The organism is Cryobacterium sp. TS_SC_7 (assembly GCF_056156285.1).
The window spans coordinates 1,393,104-1,410,467 of record NZ_CM149589.1 but is presented as its reverse complement, the minus strand read 5'-3'; the positions used below and the strand labels follow the sequence as shown (position 1 = coordinate 1,410,467).

14 protein-coding genes are annotated in these 17,364 nt (G+C 69.5%); 7 read left to right on the top strand and 7 right to left on the bottom strand.

What is annotated here, in order from left to right; all coding sequences use genetic code 11:
• Positions 1-122: 122 nt before the first annotated feature.
• Positions 123-2,045 carry a DUF2207 family protein gene (locus tag AC0J5J_RS06500; RefSeq protein WP_474900028.1) on the top strand — a complete coding sequence of 641 codons (1,923 nt, stop codon included), beginning with the start codon at positions 123-125 and terminating at the stop codon, positions 2,043-2,045.
• Positions 2,046-2,105: 60 nt separating this feature from the next.
• Here the strand turns inward: AC0J5J_RS06500 and AC0J5J_RS06495 are convergent, their stop codons facing one another.
• Together AC0J5J_RS06495 and AC0J5J_RS06490 are read right to left on the bottom strand one after the other, a co-directional pair.
• A complete protein-coding gene (locus AC0J5J_RS06495; protein ID WP_474900027.1) occupies positions 2,106-2,489 on the bottom strand; it encodes a cupin domain-containing protein in 384 nt (127 codons plus the stop codon).
• A 117-nt stretch (positions 2,490-2,606) separates the two neighbouring features.
• Positions 2,607-3,695 carry a diacylglycerol/lipid kinase family protein gene (locus AC0J5J_RS06490; RefSeq protein WP_474900026.1) on the bottom strand — a complete coding sequence of 363 codons (1,089 nt, stop codon included), beginning with the start codon at positions 3,693-3,695 and terminating at the stop codon, positions 2,607-2,609.
• A gap of 225 nt (positions 3,696-3,920) precedes the next feature.
• Between AC0J5J_RS06490 and AC0J5J_RS06485 the strand changes: the two genes are divergently transcribed.
• From AC0J5J_RS06485 to AC0J5J_RS06470, 4 genes are all read left to right on the top strand, one after another.
• Positions 3,921-4,595, top strand: a complete 675-nt coding sequence (locus AC0J5J_RS06485) for a hypothetical protein (RefSeq protein ID WP_474900025.1) — start codon at positions 3,921-3,923, stop codon at positions 4,593-4,595.
• Positions 4,592-6,214 (top strand): FAD-dependent monooxygenase, encoded by a 1,623-nt coding sequence (locus AC0J5J_RS06480; protein ID WP_474900024.1) that lies wholly within the window; start codon positions 4,592-4,594, stop codon positions 6,212-6,214. The genes AC0J5J_RS06485 and AC0J5J_RS06480 overlap by 4 nt, the downstream gene beginning before the upstream one ends.
• Before the next feature lie 185 nt (positions 6,215-6,399).
• A complete protein-coding gene (locus AC0J5J_RS06475; RefSeq protein ID WP_474900023.1) occupies positions 6,400-7,284 on the top strand; it encodes an alpha/beta fold hydrolase in 885 nt (294 codons plus the stop codon).
• A 172-nt stretch (positions 7,285-7,456) separates the two neighbouring features.
• Entirely contained in the window at positions 7,457-7,846 is a 390-nt protein-coding gene (locus AC0J5J_RS06470) for a DUF7715 family protein (protein WP_134425848.1), read from the top strand.
• Positions 7,847-7,943: 97 nt separating this feature from the next.
• On the opposite strand, the gene AC0J5J_RS06465 is transcribed toward AC0J5J_RS06470, so the two are convergent.
• From AC0J5J_RS06465 to AC0J5J_RS06455, 3 genes are all read right to left on the bottom strand, one after another.
• Positions 7,944-8,399: a GyrI-like domain-containing protein gene (locus AC0J5J_RS06465; protein WP_474900022.1), complete on the bottom strand. Its 456-nt coding sequence runs from the start codon at positions 8,397-8,399 to the stop codon at positions 7,944-7,946.
• A 137-nt stretch (positions 8,400-8,536) separates the two neighbouring features.
• Positions 8,537-9,340: a heliorhodopsin HeR gene (gene heR / locus AC0J5J_RS06460; RefSeq protein ID WP_474900021.1), complete on the bottom strand. Its 804-nt coding sequence runs from the start codon at positions 9,338-9,340 to the stop codon at positions 8,537-8,539.
• Between the two features lie 72 nt (positions 9,341-9,412).
• Positions 9,413-9,985 (bottom strand): MOSC domain-containing protein, encoded by a 573-nt coding sequence (locus AC0J5J_RS06455; RefSeq protein ID WP_474900020.1) that lies wholly within the window; start codon positions 9,983-9,985, stop codon positions 9,413-9,415.
• A 118-nt stretch (positions 9,986-10,103) separates the two neighbouring features.
• On the opposite strand from AC0J5J_RS06455, the gene AC0J5J_RS06450 reads away from it, so the two are divergent.
• Entirely contained in the window at positions 10,104-10,850 is a 747-nt protein-coding gene (locus tag AC0J5J_RS06450) for an endonuclease/exonuclease/phosphatase family protein (RefSeq protein WP_134425845.1), read from the top strand.
• 33 nt (positions 10,851-10,883) lie between these two features.
• Here AC0J5J_RS06450 and AC0J5J_RS06445 read toward each other — a convergent pair whose 3' ends face one another.
• Entirely contained in the window at positions 10,884-11,084 is a 201-nt protein-coding gene (locus tag AC0J5J_RS06445; RefSeq protein ID WP_474900019.1) for a hypothetical protein, read from the bottom strand.
• 248 nt (positions 11,085-11,332) lie between these two features.
• Positions 11,333-12,310, bottom strand: coding sequence for an NAD(P)H-quinone oxidoreductase (locus tag AC0J5J_RS06440; RefSeq protein ID WP_474900018.1), 978 nt, complete (start codon positions 12,308-12,310; stop codon positions 11,333-11,335).
• 241 nt (positions 12,311-12,551) lie between these two features.
• Between AC0J5J_RS06440 and AC0J5J_RS06435 the strand changes: the two genes are divergently transcribed.
• Complete coding sequence (locus AC0J5J_RS06435) at positions 12,552-17,348, top strand: NAD-glutamate dehydrogenase (RefSeq protein ID WP_474900017.1); 4,797 nt, start codon at positions 12,552-12,554, stop codon at positions 17,346-17,348.
• Positions 17,349-17,364: the final 16 nt, after the last annotated feature.

Here is a 17,364-nt window from a genome sequence, read left to right as displayed (position 1 = left end):
GTTCGTCGGTTCGTCGGTTCGTCGGCGCTTCGCGGGCAGCGGGCGCGATGCGACGCCGGGCTGCACTAGCCTTCGAGGAGCGGATGTTGTGGGGACAGCCGGCACACCAGGGGAGCGGCAGCATGCAGGGGAACGCATCGACCAGACATCCGTTGCGGCGATTCGCCCAGGTCATTGCGGGGCTTGCTGTGACAGCGCTGCTGGCGCTCGGGATGCCGCTGGTCGCGAACGCCGGCACCGGCGACTTCACGTTCACCTCGTTCGAGGCCGACTACTACCTCTCCCGGGACGACGCCGGGCACTCCACCCTGCGCACCGTGGAAACGTTCGTGGCCGAGTTCCCGGACTTCGACCAGAACCGCGGCATGGTGCGCGTGATTCCGAACGACTACGACGGGGTGCCGCTGAACACGACCGTTCAATCGGTCACCGACGCCGCCGGCGCACCCGTCTCCTTCGAGGTCATCGACCAGGGTGACAGTCTCGAGCTGCCTCTCGGCACCGACGATTTCGTGCGCGGCACGCAGACCTACGTCATCGAATACACGCAGCAGAATGTGGTGCGCGCCTTCGCCGACACCCAGAACGACGAGTTCTACTGGGACACCAACGGCACCGGCTTCGACCAGCCGTTCGGCTCGGTCACCGCGCGCGTGCACGTCGACCCGAGCGTCACCGAGTTCCTCACCGGCGACACCGCCTGCTATTCCGGCGGCCAGGGTGACACCGCGGCGTGCCCGGTGACGGATGCCGCCTCACCCGACTTCGGCGCGATGTTCACCTCCACGGTGCAGGGCCTCGGCCCGCGGCAGAACGTGAGCGTGGCCATCGGCTTCGCTCCCGGCACCTTCCTGCAGGTGCCGGCCTCCGCCGGGGGCAGCAGCGACAGCGGCGACGGCGATGAGGGCATCCCCGCTCTCGTCCTGCAGATCCTCGTGCTGCTGGTGTGCGTGCTCGGGGCCGTGGCCGCGGGCATCCGTCGCCTGTTCGCCCGGCGGGACGCTCGGGGACGGGGCACCATCATCGCCCAGTACAGCGTGCCGGAGGGCTACAACCTGTTGGAGGCGGCCGACCTCGTCGGTCGGCCGAAGACGGCCGTCGCCGCACAATTGGTGAGCTTCGCGGTGCGCGGCAATGTGCGCATCCTGGACTACCCGGTCAGTGACAGTTCCGCCGAGTACACGCTGCAACTGCTGTCGGTCGACGGTGTGGACACGCAGGAGCGCGAGCTGTTGGCGACCCTCTTCTCGGGTCTGACGGTCGGCGCCGTGCGGGAACTGGGCACCGTCGACAAGATTCTCGCCCGCCAGCTGACCGACCTCCGCCCTGCCACCAGGCGCCTGGTCACGGCCCGCGGTGGGCGGGTCAAGGCCACCAGCCCGGCCGGCAAGAAGATTCTCAAGGCGATGTACATCGTGGCGGGGATCGGAGTCGCCGGGGTCGTTCTGGTGTCGATCATCGACTGGGCCTGGCCGTTGATCGGCGTGATCCCGTTCTGCCTCCTGATGGGGGTCTTCATCGGCGTGGCGGAGTTCTTCGGCCGCTCGCAGTTCGTGCTCACCGACGCCGGCGCCGAGCAGCGCGACTACCTCAAGGGGATGAAGGTGTACCTCGAGCTGGCCGAGGAGGAGCGGTTCCGCATGCTGCAGAGCCCGGAGGGCGCGCTGCGGGTCACGGTTCCGGCGGCGGTGCCGGGGCAGGCGACGGTCGGCAGCGCCGCACCGGACACCCTGGAGCGGGTCAAGCTCTACGAGAAACTGCTCCCGTTCGCGGTGCTCTGGGGTGTCGAGCGGGAGTGGGCCAAGGAACTCGTCTTCCTCTACGAGCAGGGCGCGCCCGAGCCGTCCTGGTACGGGTCACAGAACGGTTTCAGCTCCCGGGGCTTCGGGAACGCCCTCGGTCACATGGCCGGGGCCGTGGCGACCTCCTCCACACTGCCGCACAGCTCGGGCGGCGGCATCGGCGGTGGCAGCTTCTCCGGCGGATCCTTCGGCGGCGGGTTCTCCGGCGGCGGTGGCGGCGGAGGGGGCGGCGGCGGCCGCTGACCGAGTGGCGCCGGGTCCTCCAGCTGCCGGCGGACTTCGCTGAGGGGGCGTAAATCGACCTCAGGTCACGTCGGACTGCACGTTGCGACGCACGACTTCCGTGATGCGCGCGACGACATCCGTCGGGGTGAATTCCACGAACTCGGTGTTGTCGCCCACCTCGGGGGTGTGGCCCGGGGTGATCACGAACGCGTCTCCCGCCGAGTAGACCTCGTCACCCTCCGGACGGTGCATCGTGAGGCGACCGCTGATCACGTAACCCCAGTGGTGGCCCGGGCACAGGTCGTCGGGCAGACCGCGATACAGCGGCGTGAAGTCCACTCCGGTCTCATACTTCTCGAAGGCCACGATGTATCCGTCGGCCTCGATCTGGCGGCCCTCGTAACCGGGCATCCGGGCGTAGTGCGCGACGTTCGTCTGGTCATCCCTGGCGATTTTAGGCATGGGCTGTCTCCGTCCGTTCGGGCGCCCCCGGGGCGAGGTCGCCCAGCCATGGTGCACCTGCGGGCACGGCCGGTCGAGGGGTTGCGCGCGCGCATCCGACGGATGCCGCGCTGCGGCCTACGCGGCGTCGCGCGGCATCCGCACGGTGAGGCTGGCGGCATCCACCCAGGTCTTGAGCGCGACGGCGGTGCCGAACCCGTCACCGTCGAGTTCGATCTCTTCCGGGCCGCTGAGGCGCAGGATGAGCTTCGTTCCGGTGGCGTAGTTGAGCGCGTCGACCTCGCCGGAGCGCAGTTTGCGCCCGAGCTTCGTGCGGCTGAGCACACCGTTCTCCCAGATCACCTTCGTCAGGATCTGCACCCAGCCGCCGAACCCCTCCGGCTTCAGCACGACCACGTCGAAGACGCCGTCGTCGAGCGCCGCGTCGGGAATGAGCTCGATGCTGGCCGGCAATGATCCGCAATTGCCGACCATGATGGTGTGTGCGCGCAGCGACCGTTCGGGCTGGTTGTTGAGGCGATACCGGAAACGCAGCTCGCTGTCATCCTTGCCGACCGCGATCAGGGCCTTCACGTAGGCCAGCCAGCCGGCCTTCGCCTTCAGGGCGTCGTCGGTGTTCGCGAGCATCTTGGCGTCGAGACCGAGCCCGGCCATCACCAGGAAGGTGTGCCGGTCGACCGACCGGTCCGCGCGTTCGATGTCGATCAGGCACACGTCGATGGCCCGGTCCCGACCGGTGAAGGCGGTGCGGATGGAGAGCGCGGCATCGTCGAGGGGCAGTTGCAGGTTGCGGGCGAGCAGGTTGCCGGTGCCCGACGGCAGCAGCGCGAGAGCGCAGTCCGTGCCGTGCACCGCCTCCGCCACGGCGCGCACGGTGCCGTCGCCGCCCGCCACGATGATCACGGTTGCTCCGGCCTCGATCGCGCGGCGAGCCGGACCCTGACCGGGATCCTCCGCCGACGTCTCGAACCACAGCGTCTCCGGCCAGCCGGCCTCGGCCTGCTCGGCCGCCACGGCGGTCTTGAGATCGTCGAGGTTCACCTTCACCGGGTTGTACACGACAGCGGCGAGCCCGTGGTCGGCCTGTGCGTCGCCCGCCTCGTCGGCCTGTGCGTCGCCCGTTGCATCGCCCGGTTCGGCGGCGTGCGCATCGTCGCTCAGAGCGTGCTCGGGAAGGGCGTCGTCGTGCAGGTCGGTGCTGGTCATGGGATCCGTTCGGGTGGAAGCGGGCAGATCGGTCTCACTGATCGGTCTCACTGATTAGACGCATACCGGCGCCCATTCGTCACACGGCGCTGCCGGGGGAGGGTCTTCCCAGGCGCGGACCGCCTCCTTATGCTGGCAGCAATCGCGTCCCCCACGCCATCGCACACGCTATTGCACCCGCCGTTGCACACGCCGTTTCATTTCGCCCCAAGGCTGGAGACTGTCATGAACCCGGAACGCCTGCCGAAACCCCCGGCCGACCCGTGGCCGACCGTGAAGAACCTGACCCGCTCCGTGGCGGCGACAACGGCGCTCCTCGCCCGCGGCCGCGTGCACCTGCCCCGGCCGAACGTGGGCCGCCGGCTGCCCTTCACCGACGGCAGCGAGGCGGTGGTGTACCGGGAGACCGTCGTCGGCCGCGGGCCCACGCGCCGGCCGGCCGTGCTGCTGGTGTCGTTCCGGCTGCTGTACGTGCGGGGACGCGGCCATGATCTGTTCCGGGCCGAGAGCATCCTGAACACGCCGCTGTTCGTCGGTTTCCCCGGCTACGTGTCGAAGCTGTGGCTCGGCAACGACCAGAACGGGGTCTACCGCGGCATCTACGAGTGGGACGGCCCGGTGCGCGCGGAGAACTACGCGCGCACGCTCTGGCGGGTGCTGGCGCTGGTCTGCGAGCCCGGTTCGATCCGCTACCGGGTGCTGCCGGGCATCCGTCGGGACGACTTTCTGGCCAACCCCGTGCTGGCGACGGATGCCGGCGCGCCCGCCCCGCGCACGGCCGCCGAGGCCTGGTGGCTGCCCGCGCAGCCCGTTCCGGCGGTGCGGAGAGCGGGGCAGGACGCCGCGCAGGGCGCCGCGCAGAGCGCACGGCGCGGCGCAGGTCGGGGCTCGCGGCGGTGAGCGGGTCGGCCGCCGAGATCCTCGTGGTGGGGGCCGGCCCCACCGGGCTGGCCCTGGCCCTGCAGGCGCACGACCACGGGGCCCGGGTGCGCGTCATCGAGCGCCGGGCCGAGCTGTTCCGGCCGTCGAAAGCGCTGTTGATGCATCCGCGCACGCTCGAGCTGCTGCGTCCCCTGGGCGTGACGGATGCCCTCCTCGCCCGCGGCGACACCACCGCCTCCGCGCAACTGCACCTGCGTTCGCGGGTCGTGACCGTGCACGTCGAAGCGCTCGACCTGCCCGGCACGGCCTTCCCGCACCTGCTCGTGATCCGCCAGGCCGATGTGGAGGCCGTGCTCGCCCAGGCGCTCGAGGCACGCGGTGTGAGCATCGAGCGGGGAACCGAGCTGCGGGGGTTCCGGCTGCAGCCCCGGCGCGCGGTCATCCGCCGGGAGGGGGTGCAGGAGGAGATCCCGTACCGCTACCTGGTGGGCTGCGACGGCGCCGCCAGCATGGTGCGCGGCCGGGTGGGGGCGTGGCGCGGCGGCGACTACGCCGAGGAGGTCGTGTTCGCCGACCTCGAGCTGGGCCCGGAGCCGGGCCCGGACCTGGGCCCGCACCTGGGCCCGCAGGCCGGCGTCGGCGACTCGCTCGAGCCGACCGTTGCGCATGTCGCCGCCGCGCGAAGCGGGGTGCTGTTCCTGTTCGCGCGTGGTGAGCGCGCGGTCTGGCGGATGCTGGCCTCCCGTCCCGCGGGCCGGGCGCCGGCCGCGTTCGGGCAGCCCGGTGCTCACGTGCCGCGGGCCGAACTGCAGGCGCTGCTCGACGCCGCCCGGCTGCCGGCCCGCATCAGGACGGTCGTCTGGTCGGCCCCGGTGCGACTGCAGCACCGGCTGGCCACGCATTTTCGTCGCGGGCCGTTCTTCCTCGCCGGCGATGCCGCCCATGCGCACTCCCCGGCGGGCGGCCAGGGCATGAACCTCGGTATCCAGGACGCCCTCAACCTCGGCTGGAAGCTGGCCTTCGCGCAGAATGCTGCGCGCCCGCCGCAACTGCTGCTGAACTCCTACGAGGCCGAACGGCGCCCCGTCGACCAGCGGGTGCTGCGCGCGACGCACGTCATCTTCTGGGCCGAGGCCAGCCGGCATCCGTTGGCCCAGTTCCTTCGCGCGGTGCTCGTGCCGATCGGCGCCCCCGTGCTGCCGTGGCTGACACGGCGGCGGCGCCTGATGGCGGCCGGCGCGCACACCCTGTCCCAGTTTGGGCTGCGCTACCGGCACAGCCCGCTCTCGGTCAACGGCGGACTGCCGGCCCCGACCGGCCCGCACCCGGGCGACCGGCTGGCCGACACCGAGGTCACCTGCGCGGGAGTGCGGGTGCGGCTGCACAACCTGCTCGCGCGGCCGGGAGTGCACATCCTGCTGCAGGCGGCGGCGGCCGACCCGGCGATCCCGCCTCTCGCCCCGGCGCTGACGGATGCCCGCGTCCACGTGCACCGCCTGACCGACCGTCCCGGAACGGGCGTGCTCATCGTGCGACCCGACGGCCATGTCGGGTTCCGCGCGGCATCCGTCGACCCCCTGCAACTGCTCGGCTGGCTGCGCCTGATCGGCCTCGGCCCGAGCGACCCGCTGGGCTGAGCGGCTTGGCTGAGCGTCCGGGCTGAGCGGCTGGGCTGACCACCGACGCTGGTGCCGTGCCGGGCGATCCGGGGCGGCGGTTTCGGGCGTCTCGGGGCGCGGGTACTGTCACCAACGGTTCCCGCGGAGCCGGCTGTGCGCCTCCGAACAGTCACCGACACGAAAGGGTCGATTCGATGCCCCCCATGACAGAAACGAAGAAAGCCACCGATGCGCGCTCCCAGGTGCGGCGAACCGGCACCCTGCTCGGCGGGATGCCCTATCTGAGGTTCGGCACGGGCACGCCGCTGGTGGCGATCCCCGGCCTCCTGCAGAACTACGAGCCGGCGGTCGGCTTGGAGCGCATGTTCGCCGCCCAGATGCTGATGCCGCTGGCGACCCGGCACCGGGTGCTCCGGTTGACCCCGCATGCAGGCCTCGACCCGAACGCCGGGATGGCCGACATCGCGCGGGACTACGCCGACGCTCTGCGCCTGGAGTTCCCGGGGCCCGTCGACGTGATGGGCACCTCGACCGGAGGGAGCATGGCCCTGCAGCTCGCCGCCGACCACCCCGATGTGGTGCAACGGCTGATCCTCGTCTCGGCGGCCTACGCGATGGGGCCCAATGCTCGGAAGGTCATGCGACGCGTCGCGGAGGAGGTGCTCGCCGGGCGACCGCGGCAGGCCAGCCGGGAGATGTTCCGCATCAGCGGCGACAATTCGCCGAGCCGGCTGGCGGCGGGAATGGGGTGGTTGCTGGGCCCGATGATGTTCGGCCGGTCCAGTCCGGACCTGATCACCACCATCCGCGCGGATGACGCCTTCAACCTGCGCGGACGGCTGGGAGAGATCGAAGCGCCCACTCTGGTGATCGGCGGCGACCGGGACGGCTTCTATCCGCCCGACCTGTTCCGGGACACGGCGGCGCTCATCCCGAACGGCCGGCTGATCCTGTACCCCGGCAAGGGCCACCTGGCGGCGAGCACGGATCCCCGCCTCATGCCGGACGTGCTCGAGTTCCTCGACGGTCCGGGCGCAGCGGGCCGGGGTGCTGCCGGGCGCGCGGGCAAGCGCTCCTCGTCTCTGTAGGGCCGGCATTGCCGGTGAGACGACAGGTTTGAGGGGTGGCGGCATCCGTCGGCCCCTCAATCTCGTCGTCTCACCGCGTCAAGGCTGTGCCGAGCGGCCCAGTGTCGGTGGCTGCACCTAGCGTGATTCGTATCTACTCACAGACACTCGTGCCGAGAATATGGAGAAGACGATGAAGGCTCTAGTGGCCACCGAGGCAACCCAGGGCGCGCACCCGCGGGACTTCACGAGCTGCATCCCGGGGGAACTCGTGTGGATGCTCGACCCGTGCCCGACCAGCGCGGCCAATCCGAACGGCCGGTGCCCGTGCGGGCGCTTGTTCTCGGGTTTCAGTTCTGACGGCACCACCACGACAGCCGTCGTGCGGGAGATCCCGGGGTTCACCCGGGACGACTACGAGGTGGCGCTGCGGGCCAGCTTCGAGGCGGCGGGGTGGTGCTCCTGCCGCACCCGCACATCCGTGCCGACGGCCGTCGACGCGTTGATCCGACTGGCCGCCGCCTGGGCCGACGGCACCGTCGTCAGCCGCCGGCTCGACGTGATCACCCCCCGCCGTCGTTGATGCCGCCGCTGGTCGAGCCTGCACCGGTGGTCGAGCCTGCACCGGTGGTCGAGCTTGCCGAGACCCGCCTCGCCGCCTCGCACTGCTCGCCCCCCGCTCAGCTCAGCGGGAATACGATCCGGGTCCGCCATTTGGCCGGGTCCGGTTCGCTGTCGGGGCCAACCACGTACTCCTCCCACATATCGGGTGAAAGGGTCAGCTTCTGCTCCGTGAGCCAGACGGTGAGTTCGGCGTAGGTCTCGGTCAGGGTGTCGTACGACCCGGTGTGGATGGCTTCTATCGCCGGGCCGCCCGGCAGCGTCTCGACCACCACTCCGGGAGTCGGCGTGACCGGCTCGGCCACGGGGAACCCGGCCGTGACGTCCACGGTATCGGTCGGTACGCCGTGATACATCGAGATCGGAGGGCCGGCCGGGTGGGCTCCCTGCTTGCCGATCTCGGTGGCGGCGGTCTCAAAGGCCCGCCCCATGAACTCGGTGAGGTTATCCATTCGGGGCGTTTCGTGCACGCCCACCAGGGTGCGCGGTTCGAGTTGGATTCGTTCGGCTTTCATCGTGGGCTCCTCGCCGGTGGCTGGGACTGACAACGGATGCCGACCTCGGCCGAGGCCGACGGCCCCCAATGTAGTCCCCGCGTCCGGCCCGCGGTAGGGCGCCCGCCCGCCGTGAGAACCCGACGCGGGCGCCTGCCCTAGGTGAGGGCCGGGATGATCGCTCCGGAGAAGACCTGCCACGCCAGCGCGGTTTTGGCGACCAGGCTCAGCGTGATGTAAGCGCGCTCGCCGCGGAGGTAGTCGCGCCAACCACCGATCTGGCGGTACTGCAGAACCTGGTTCACCGCGAACGTGTTGAAGAACAGGAACAGGGAGATGATGATGCCGTAGACGAAGGCCGGTGGTTCGGCCTCGCTGGTCGAGCCGGGGCCGATGAAGTAGATCAGGATGACGACCCACGGCACCACGCCCACCATCGACCCGAAGATGAAGGGCAGGAACTTGCCGTTGCCGGGTGTCTCGTACTTTTCCTGCAGCGCCCCGAACATGATCATGGCGGCGTTGGCGGCGAAGATCGAGAACAGGGCCGCGATATCCGTGATTCCCGTGATCTGGGCGATCAGCCAGATCATGATCGAGGAGCTCAGGGAGTATTCGACCCAGCGGAAGTAGTTCCGGTTGGCTTTGAGGCCGGCCGCGTAGCGGGGGAAGAACTTCGGCGACGAGATCAGGAAGTGGAAGAAGGCCGACAGGGCCAGAAAGGAGACGACTCCGATACCCACGTTGACGTCGAAGAGCGTGACGCGCTCGGGCGGCAGCGGCACGCCGGGCGGACCGGACAGGTAGTCGGCGGTGACCGCGAAGGTGACCTGCGTGCTGAGGAGGGTGAGCACGTAGGCGAAGCCGAGAGCCTGCACGAGGTGCAGGGAGCCGGCCACGATGTTGTAGATCCTGAGGCGGGAGATCTTCTGATCTGTGGTGTACGTCTTGCGTGCCATCATGGCTCCTTAACGGGCGGGTGAGGCCGAGAATAGCAGGATCCCGGCCCCGGCTCCCCGTAGGCGTCGCCGCGCTCAGACCACGCCGAGCGGAACCTGTTCCCCGGACGGCACGTCCACCCGTATCCCGTCGCCGGGCGAAACCGTTCCGCCGACGATGACGACGCCCATGATGCCGGCCTTGCGGATCACCTGGCCCGAGGCATCCGTGGTGATCAGGCGTTTCATCAAGCCCTTCTGCAGGCCGTTGATCTTGGAGCACGGGTTGCGCATTCCGGTGATCTCCACGACGGCGTCGGCACCGAGCCGAAGCCGGGCGCCCCGCGGAAGGCTGAACAGATCCAGCCCGCGGGTCGTGACGTTCTCGCCCAGTTCACCGGGGGAGACCTCGAAGCCGGCGCCCTGCAGCTCGTCGAACAATTCGGCGGCCAGGAAGTGCACCTGGGTGAGGTTCGGCCGGGTCGGATCCGTCCGCACCAGGTAGCGGTGCTGCGTGGTGGTTCCGGCGTGAGCGTCGCCCTCCACCCCGAATCCGGCGATCAAACGGATGCCCGGCACCGTGGCCTTGCTGAAGCGGTGCCGGTCATCGCGGCTGACCGACTCCACCGTGGCTGTCACCGTAACCGGGCCCATCGCATCCTGCTTCATGCCCCGAGTCTCGCACGGGCGTCACCGAGAATTCACCCTGCCGATATAGCATTTCGCCGTCGCAAACGTAGGCTGGGTGGGTGTTCATCGAGTCGAGTCGAGTCGAAAAAGGTCAGTCGTGAAAGTCATCAGCTACAACCTCCGCAAAAATCGTGCCAGTGGAGAGCTCATCGCCCTGTCCGATCACTACGATCCGGACGTCCTGTGTCTGCAGGAGTGCGACACCCTGGAACTTCCCGAGGAGATCGGTCGTCTGCACCTGGCCGACTCCACCGTGCGCAATCGCCTGGGCCTGGCGATCTACTACCGCAAAGACCGGTTCACCAACGAGAAGACCCAGACCTTCGCGTTGAAGAAGTCGCTGCACGACCGGGTTCTGACTCCCGCGCACGAGCGCCTGATCGGCACCCGGCTGACCGACATCGTGGCCCACCGTGAGCTCGTCGTCGCGTCGTTCCATGCCGCGCCGCTGACCGCGCTCAATTCCCTGCGGCGCAACCAGATCCGTACCGCGCACGAGGAACTGAACCTGCTCGGCCCGGGCCTGCCGACCCTGATGGTGGGCGACTACAACTACCCCATCTTCAAGGGGCGCCTCGGCGACCACGTCACCCAGTCCGGCTACGACCTCACCTTGAGCGACACCCGCACCTACACGCGGTACAAGTTCTTCCGCGGCCACTTCGACCTGGCCACCTCCATCGGTCTGACCATCGACAGCGTCGAAACGCTGCCGCTGGGCACCTCCGACCACCTGCCCATCCTGGTCACGTCCACCTACAGCGACGAGCCGGTGAACGCCACGAACATCCCGGCCAGCCTGGCCGAGGTCGAGCGCGCCCCCGGCGGCAACTTCGTCATCTAGCGGCACCCGGAACGGTGCCCGGAGCGTCGGCAGCTAGCGGCTGCCGCCGCGGGACCAAAGGAAGTGGGCGCGTACCGAGAGCGCGCCGCCGATCAGCAGGGACAGCCCCGCCAGAGTCAACAGCGGCGTGAGGAACTGGTTGGCCGTGACCGCATTGAAGATGACCAGCGCCACCGCGAAGGTGCTGAAACTGAACCCGGCGATCGCGCAGGTGTTGAAGGACCAGTTCTTCATGCGGGTGGTTCCTATCCGGTGGGAATCAACGGCCGGGAGGGCGTGAGTCTTCACGGTAGCAGGGCGTGCGGGCCCGGCCCGGCGGCAGTGGCTGAGCCGTGCGTGCATAACTCCTGCAGATTCTTCGGGAGAGCCCCGAAACGGGCGAAAATGGGCCGTTCGCAGCCGAATTGCAGGAGTTATGCCCGGGGGCCGGGTCGGCAGGGGGCAGGGGGCCGGGGCCGGCCGGGGGCCGGACGGAGGCAGGGTCAGGGGGTCAGGAGGATCTTGCCCACGTGAACGGATGCCTCCAGCCGGCGGTGGGCGTCCGCGGCCGCCTCGAACGGGAAAGTGCTGTCGATCACCGGGCGGAAGCGGCCGGATTCGAGCCAGGGCCAGACATCCGTGCGGAGGGCCTGCATGATCGCCGCCTTCTGCTCGAACGGACGGGCCCGGAGGGTGGTGCCCCAGTAGCGACCGCGCTTCAGCATCAGGTGGAACGGGTTGAAGTCGGCGTGCTCGCCGCTCTGGTTGGCGATCACCATGATGCGGCCGTCGACGGCGAGTGCCGCCACATTGCGGGCCGCGTAGGAGCCGCCGATGATGTCGAGGATCACGTCCGCGCCGTGCCCGTCGGTGGCGGCGGCGATCTCGGCCGGGAAATCCTGCTCGCGATAGTTGATCAGGATCTCCGCGCCCAGGCTGCGGCACACCGCGAGCTTCTCCGCCGACCCGGCCGTCACCGCCACCCGGGCGCCGGCCAGCACGCCCAGCTGCACGGCGGTGGTGCCGATGCCGCTGGCCCCGCCGTGCACGAGCAGGGTCTCGCCCGCGGCCAGCCCGGCGGAGAGGAACACATTCGACCAGACCGTGGCCAGCGCCTCGGGCAGCCCGGCGGCCTCGATTAGGTCGACGGAATCCGGAACCGGCAACGCCAGATCCTCGTGCACAACGGCCTCGGTGGCGTAACCGCCGCCCGCGAGCAGGGCGCACACCCGGTCGCCCCGCGCGAACCGGGTGACGGCGTCGCCGGCCTCGATCACCACCCCGGACACCTCCAGCCCGGGCCATTCGGGCGCGCCGGCCGGCGAGGGGTAGCTGCCCTGCCGCTGCGCGACATCCGCCCGGTTCACGCCCGCCGCGGCCACCTGAATCCGGATGTCCCGGGCCCCGACCACACGGTCGGCCACCGTCGTGAGGGTGAGTCGTTCGGGGCCGCCGGGGGAGTCGATCAGAATCGCGCGCATCCGCCCATCCTACGAGCGCCGAGGGTTCCCGTTCCGGTCGAGAGTGACCGGTAGAACGGGCACTCTCGACCGGAAAGGTGACTCTCGCGCGCCCGATTCGGGGACCCGCCGACGGGCGAGTGGCGGATCAGCGGAACAAAACTACGATGGATGAGGGGCCCACGTTCGCGTCGGAGAACCCACGGCTCGACGGTGACCGCAACGACGCGGAAGCCGGATATCTGATGGAGGCTATTTTTCAATGACGTCTGAGTCCACCCGTGCGGGTCTGCCCCCGCAAGACACGCTCGACGCTTTCCTCCTCGACTACTACGAGCACCTCGCGGGCGAAGACCGCCAGAACTACGACGTGGAGTTGCTGCGCACGCGGGCCCTGCAGCACTGGCAGGTCGCCCGGGACCGGATGCCGGGCGCCGCCCGCGTCGAGATCCGGAACGAATCCGATCGCAGCGTCATCTACGTCGTCATGGACGACATGCCGTTCCTGGTCGACTCGGTCACCGCCGAGATCGTGCGGCAGCACGCCGCCATCCACCTGGTCGTGCACCCGCTGCTGGTCGTTGCCCGGGACCGTGACAGCCACGAGCTGCAGAGCGCCGCCCGCGTGTCGGCGACCGCCGCGAAAGATGACGCCAGCCAGCGCGAGTCGTGGATCGCGATCGAGATCGACCGCGCCACCGACGAGGCCCAGGTGCGCCTCCGGGCCGGCCTGCTGAAAGTGCTCGGCGATGTGCGGGCCGCCGTGGAGGATTGGCCGGCGATGACCCGGAAGGCCCAGGAGATCGCCGCTGCGCTCGACGAGGTGGCCCACGCCGAGGGCATCGAGGACATCCGGCAGGCTCAGGAGCTGCTGGGCTGGCTGGGCGGCGACAACTTCACCTTCCTCGGTTACCGCGAGTACGACCTGGAGACCGTCGACGGCGAAGACGTGCTGGTCATCCGCGAGGGCAGCGGCCTGGGGCTGTTGCGGTCCGAGGATGACGGCCACCAGATCCAGCACCTCACGGATGCCGGCCGCCAGAAGGCGCGCGAACGCGCCGCCCTGGTGATCACCAAGGCGAACTCCCGCTCCAGCGTTCACCGTCCGGCCTACTTCGACTACATCGGCATCAAGAGTTTCGACACCGAGGGCAGAGTCGTCGGAGAACGCCGTTTCATCGGCCTGTTCGCCGCCACCGCCTACACCAGCTCCGTGAGCGACGTTCCGATCCTGCGCGACAAGGTCGACGCCGTGATGACCCAGGCCGGGTTCCCGGCCGGGTCGCACAGCGGCAAGGACCTGATGGGGATCATGGAAACCTACCCGCGCGACGAGCTGTTCCAGATCGACGTGCCCACCCTGCTGACCACCGCGCTCGCCATCCAGCGCCTGCAGGAACGGCGCCGCACCCGGCTTTTCCTGCGACCGGATGTCTACGGCCGTTTCATGACCGCCATGGTCTACCTGCCGCGTGACCGGTACACGACCGCCGTGCGGCTGCGGATCGAGGAGGAGCTGCGGGTCACCTTCACCGCGGAGTCCGTCGACTTCGAAGCCCGCATGACGGAATCCGCCCTCGCCCGGCTGTTCTTCCGCATCCGTTTGCCGAAGGACGCCCCGGCCGTCTCCGTCGACGCCGCCGCGCTGGAACGCCGCCTGGTGATGGCGGTGCGTTCCTGGTCGGAGGGTCTCAGCGAGCAGCTGCGCGAGAGCCGCCCGGTGGATGAGGCGGAGCGCCTGTCCGACCTGTGGGCCGAGGCCTTCCCCGCCAGCTACCGGGTGGACTACGAGATCGAGAACGCCCTGCAGGACATCGGCCGGTTCGAGGCGGCCGACGCCGCCGCGCAGGACGCCCTCCGCGCCGGCGTGGGCACGGCCCGCCCGGGCCTCTACGTCTATCTGCCCACCGGTGCCGGGGAGATCCCGGAAGAGGATGCCCGCATCAAGCTCTACATGATGGAGCCCAAGAGCCTCAGCCAGATCCTGCCGTTCCTGCAGAACCTCGGCATCGAGGTGCTCGATGAGGTGCCCTTCGAAATCGAGACCGCGGACGGCCGCGCCTTCTACCTCTACGACCTGGGCCTCAACTACCCCGAGGGCGTGGACCCGATCACGACCGGCGCGCTCCTGGCCGACTCCTTCGGCGCCGCCGTCAGCGGGGCCATCCAATCGGACGGCCTGGACCGCCTCGTGCTGCGGGAAGGCATGCCCTGGCACCGGGTCGTCATCCTGCGCAGCTACGCCAAGTACCTGCGCCAGGCCGGCAACACCAACTCCTACGGCTTCATCGCCGACACCCTGCTCGCCAATCCGGCCGTCACCCGGGGGCTGGTGGAGCTCTTCGAGGCCCGGTTCGATCCCGACCTGGCGGAGACGGAACGCATCCGTCGCAGCCTGCAGGTCACCGAGGAACTCACAGCGGCCATGGAGCAGGTCACCACGCTCGACGCCGACCGGGTGCTGCGCACCCTGATCAACCTGATCGAGTCGTCGCTGCGCACGAACTTCTTCCAGGACAAGCCCTACCTGAGCATCAAGCTCGACCCGACCTTGATCGACCTGCTGCCGTTCCCGCGGCCGAAATACGAGATCTGGGTGTACTCCCCGCAGGTGGAGGGCGTGCATCTCCGCTTCGGCAAGGTGGCCCGCGGCGGGCTGCGCTGGTCGGACCGGCGGGAGGATTTCCGCACCGAGGTGCTCGGCCTGGTCAAGGCGCAGACGGTCAAGAACGCCGTGATCGTGCCGACCGGCGCCAAGGGCGGCTTCTTCGCCAAGCAGCTGCCCGATCCGGCTCTCGACCGCGCGGCCTGGATGGCTGAGGGCATCGCGAGCTACAAGACGTTCATCCGGGGGCTGCTCGACCTCACCGACAACCTGGTGACCACGCCGGAGGGGGAGATGCTCGTGCCGCCGGCCCGGGTGGTGCGACACGACGACGACGATTCCTACCTCGTCGTCGCCGCCGACAAGGGCACGGCCACCTTCTCGGACGTGGCCAACGGGCTCGCCGCCGAATACGGTTTCTGGCTGGGGGACGCGTTCGCGTCCGGCGGTTCGATCGGCTACGACCACAAGGCCATGGGCATCACCGCCCGCGGCGCGTGGGAGTCGGTCAAACGCCACTTCAGCGAGCTGGGCGTCGACACGCAGGCGGAGGACTTCACGGTCGTCGGGGTGGGCGACATGTCCGGCGACGTCTTCGGCAACGGAATGCTGCTGTCGCAGCACATCCGTCTGCTGGCAGCCTTCGACCACCGGCACATTTTCCTGGACCCGAATCCGGATGCCGCGACCTCCTTCCAGGAACGCCGGCGCCTGTTCGCGCTGCCGCGTTCCTCCTGGGCGGACTACAACCCCGGCCTGATCAGCGCCGGCGGCGGGGTCTTCCCGCGCCAGTCCAAGGTCGTGCCGATCTCCGCCGAGGTGCGCGCCGCCCTCGGGCTGCCGGAGGGCACTGTGCGGCTGAGTCCGCCGGAACTGCTCCGCGCGATCCTGACCGCCCCCGCCGACCTGCTCTACAACGGCGGCATCGGCACCTATGTGAAGGCCAGCACCGAGACGGCCGCCGAGGTCGGCGACAAGGCGAACGACGCCATCCGGGTCGACGGCAAGGACCTGCGCGTCAAGGTCGTCGGTGAGGGCGGCAACCTCGGGATGACCCAGCACGGGCGCATCGAGGCGGCCCTCACGGGTGTCATCCTCAACACCGACGCAATCGACAACTCCGCTGGGGTGGACTGCTCCGACCACGAGGTCAACATCAAGATCTTCGTCGACCGGATGGTCGCCGCCGGCAAGTTGGCCGAGTCGGAGCGGTCGGAGTTCCTCGCCTCCATGTCCGACGAGGTGGCCCGGCTGGTGCTGGAGGACAACGTCGACCAGAACATCCTGCTGCTCAATGACCGGGCCAAGGTGACCACCTGGAGCCCCAGCTACGAGCGGCTGATGGACTGGCAGGAGACCTCCGGTGACCTCAAACGCGAGCTGGAGGCGCTGCCCACCACCGCGACGTTGCGGGAGCGCCTCGAGACGGGGCAGGGTCTGACCTCGCCGGAGCTCTCGGTGCTCGCGGCGTACGCCAAGATCGAGCTGGCCACGTCGCTGCGGGACAGCGACCTGCCCGACGACCCGTGGTTCGGCCGCACGCTGCGCCGCTACTTCCCGAAACAGCTGTCCGAGCGTTTCGACGCCGAGCTCGACACGCATCCGCTGCGCCGCGAGATCATCGCCACCGTCGTGGCCAACGACATGATCAACCTCGGCGGGGTGACCTTCGCGTTCCGGGCCATGGAGGAGACCTCGGCGAACCAGGCCACGGTCGCCAAGGCGTTCGTCGCCCTGCGGGAGATCTTCGAGATCGACGTGCTCGTCGGCGAGGTCAACGCCCTGCCGTCGTCGTTCCCGACGAAGCACTGGACGGCGATCCACCTGGACATCCGTCGCCTGCTCGACCGGGCCGTGCGCTGGCAGGTCAACCAGGGGGCGTCGCGCCCCGTCGGCGAGGTGGTCGCCCAGTACAAACCGCAGATGGACCTGATGCGCGCGCACCTCGACGACTACCTCAAGGGCGGCGACCTGAAACGCGTGCTGTCCCTCCTGGAGACGGCCCAGGAGTGGGGAGTGCCGGAGAACCTCGGCCGCCGCTGGGCCGAGCTCTTCGAAGCGTTCGCCCTGCTCGACGTGGCGCAGATCGCTGCGCAGGTCGACGAGCCCATGACCGACGTCGCCGGCCTCTACTACACGGTCTACGACCGGTTCAAGGTGGACAACCTGCTGGAGCGCATCACCGTGCTGCCCCGCAAGGACCGCTGGCAGGCCCTGGCCCGCGCCGCCCTCCGCGACGACCTCTATGCGGTCGTCGCCGACATGACGCGCGCGGTGCTCACCGAGACGGATGCCGGCACCGCCGACGAACGCGTCGTGGCCTGGGAGACGCTCAACGCGGAACAGCTCGGCCGGGCCCGCAGCGTGTTCGAGGAGGTCAACGCCCTCGGCCAGGACGACATGGCGTCCCTGTCCGTGGTCGTGCGGCTGCTGCGCTCGATCGTGCGCCGCTGACCGGCCGGCGGCGGGC

What these genes read in the sequence shown, in the direction of transcription:
- AC0J5J_RS06500 (WP_474900028.1), top strand. Translation starts at nt 123, where the DNA reads ATGCAGGGGAACGCATCGACCAGACATCCGTTGCGGCGATTCGCCCAG.
- AC0J5J_RS06495 (WP_474900027.1), bottom strand. Translation starts at nt 2,489, where the DNA reads ATGCCTAAAATCGCCAGGGATGACCAGACGAACGTCGCGCACTACGCC.
- AC0J5J_RS06490 (WP_474900026.1), bottom strand. Translation starts at nt 3,695, where the DNA reads ATGACCAGCACCGACCTGCACGACGACGCCCTTCCCGAGCACGCTCTG.
- AC0J5J_RS06485 (WP_474900025.1), top strand. Translation starts at nt 3,921, where the DNA reads ATGAACCCGGAACGCCTGCCGAAACCCCCGGCCGACCCGTGGCCGACC.
- AC0J5J_RS06475 (WP_474900023.1), top strand. Translation starts at nt 6,400, where the DNA reads ATGACAGAAACGAAGAAAGCCACCGATGCGCGCTCCCAGGTGCGGCGA.
- AC0J5J_RS06470 (WP_134425848.1), top strand. Translation starts at nt 7,457, where the DNA reads ATGAAGGCTCTAGTGGCCACCGAGGCAACCCAGGGCGCGCACCCGCGG.
- AC0J5J_RS06465 (WP_474900022.1), bottom strand. Translation starts at nt 8,399, where the DNA reads ATGAAAGCCGAACGAATCCAACTCGAACCGCGCACCCTGGTGGGCGTG.
- heR (WP_474900021.1), bottom strand. Translation starts at nt 9,340, where the DNA reads ATGATGGCACGCAAGACGTACACCACAGATCAGAAGATCTCCCGCCTC.
- AC0J5J_RS06455 (WP_474900020.1), bottom strand. Translation starts at nt 9,985, where the DNA reads ATGAAGCAGGATGCGATGGGCCCGGTTACGGTGACAGCCACGGTGGAG.
- AC0J5J_RS06445 (WP_474900019.1), bottom strand. Translation starts at nt 11,084, where the DNA reads ATGAAGAACTGGTCCTTCAACACCTGCGCGATCGCCGGGTTCAGTTTC.
- AC0J5J_RS06440 (WP_474900018.1), bottom strand. Translation starts at nt 12,310, where the DNA reads ATGCGCGCGATTCTGATCGACTCCCCCGGCGGCCCCGAACGACTCACC.
- AC0J5J_RS06435 (WP_474900017.1), top strand. Translation starts at nt 12,552, where the DNA reads ATGACGTCTGAGTCCACCCGTGCGGGTCTGCCCCCGCAAGACACGCTC.